Raw genomic sequence first — 1,389 nt, 5'->3', positions numbered from 1 at the left:
AGCAGATACCCAATATCGAATCTGCAAATCACTGATAATCAATTATGACTCTCAGTACAAAAATGCCTGTTTCGACTCAGATTTAAGACCTTCATACTGTCCCAGTATACTCCGGTCTCTCCACTTTTTCACGTAAGTTGTTCAATAACAAATCAAATTCACCCAGAGAACACCATTTGCGATAATAATAGTAAACCAGCTCCCAAGGAGCAAAATTAGAAGGAAGCATCCGCCACTGACACCCTGTTTTGACCAGGTAGAAGATAGCATTCCATATTTCACGCAAATCATATTTTCGTTTCCTTTCTTGCAGGTTCAAGATTTTCTTGATAACTTGCCACTGTGTTTCTTCTAAATCCGTACAATACATAACTATTTGAAGTTTGGTAACTAAAAATAATCATTTTGACGGAAAGAAGAAACACTCTTTTTACTTCAAACTACAAAATTTAAACAGGCTCTTAAATATACATGGTGAAAATTAAATATATATTAATTACTGTTTTTTTTATATGTACGGAGATAGTATATGCTCAGTATTATGAGATGGGAAAGCGTAGGCTGTTGAATGCTAGAGACTTTTCAGAGGTTTATTGTGAGTTGTACTTACAAAAAGATAAATATTTTATTTTGTAGACTGAAGGTACTAGTGAACTTTCTTCGAGTTCCTTTGTGTCATATGGACGAGTTCATAAAAAGGATAATATGTATTATTTGAAGGATATACCCTGTAATGCAGAAATTGTATTGGAAGCAAGCGGAGATCTGTCTAACTTGGTCATAAGGAAAGGTTTTTCTTTTATGCAGAATGAACGCTTTTGGTATCAAGGAGATATAATAGATAATGATTTGGAATCTATGGTAGATATTGAATCGATATATATAAGAAAAAGAGAAAGGGATTTGCACAAAAGAAAGCAGAAAATATCATCCTCGTTCCCTCTTCGGTTGGGCGTATACGAGAATAAGTCGATAACTTTATCTTTAGATTCTGATTATCTTTATCAGATTCATTATAAATTAAATGAGTACTCTCAAATAGTTTCTAAAGGAAAATGGATAAAAGATGGAAATTTGTTAAAGTTATATGATGCTTTTTTAGATTGTTCGTTTACGGCATTGATTGATTCCTGTAAAATAATAGTATTTGATTTTCCTAATGATGTTTATTCGGATTATGATTATTTGCCTGTAGAAGAAAAAATGTTGCCTTTGATAGTAGAATAGAAATACCAAATACGAATAAAATGAAAACAACAAGCTTATTATTAATGCGAATCAGGAGTTGGCGACCTGATTCAAAGATTAAAAATTAACATAAGAAAGTAGAGCAATTGCCAATTTTCCAAAGGAGTGTACCAACAGCCCTTTGGTAGCTCTTACTTTAGA

General features: G+C 32.5%; 2 protein-coding genes. One reads left to right on the top strand and one right to left on the bottom strand.

Annotation, left to right across the window (positions count from 1 at the left end):
* Positions 1-91: 91 nt before the first annotated feature.
* The gene (locus NBH15_RS29120) at positions 92-370 is read right to left on the bottom strand and encodes a transposase (RefSeq protein WP_250824215.1); all 279 of its coding nucleotides are present in this window, start codon (positions 368-370) and stop codon (positions 92-94) included.
* Between the two features lie 335 nt (positions 371-705).
* Between NBH15_RS29120 and NBH15_RS29115 the strand changes: the two genes are divergently transcribed.
* Complete coding sequence (locus NBH15_RS29115; protein WP_250824214.1) at positions 706-1,227, top strand: hypothetical protein; 522 nt, start codon at positions 706-708, stop codon at positions 1,225-1,227.
* The last annotated feature ends 162 nt before the right edge of the window (positions 1,228-1,389 follow it).

This window comes from Parabacteroides caeci, assembly GCF_023656795.1.
GTDB classification, from domain to species: domain Bacteria; phylum Bacteroidota; class Bacteroidia; order Bacteroidales; family Tannerellaceae; genus Parabacteroides; species Parabacteroides segnis.
Note: the sequence above shows the minus strand (reverse complement) of the source record. Positions and strands in the feature narration are given on the sequence as shown.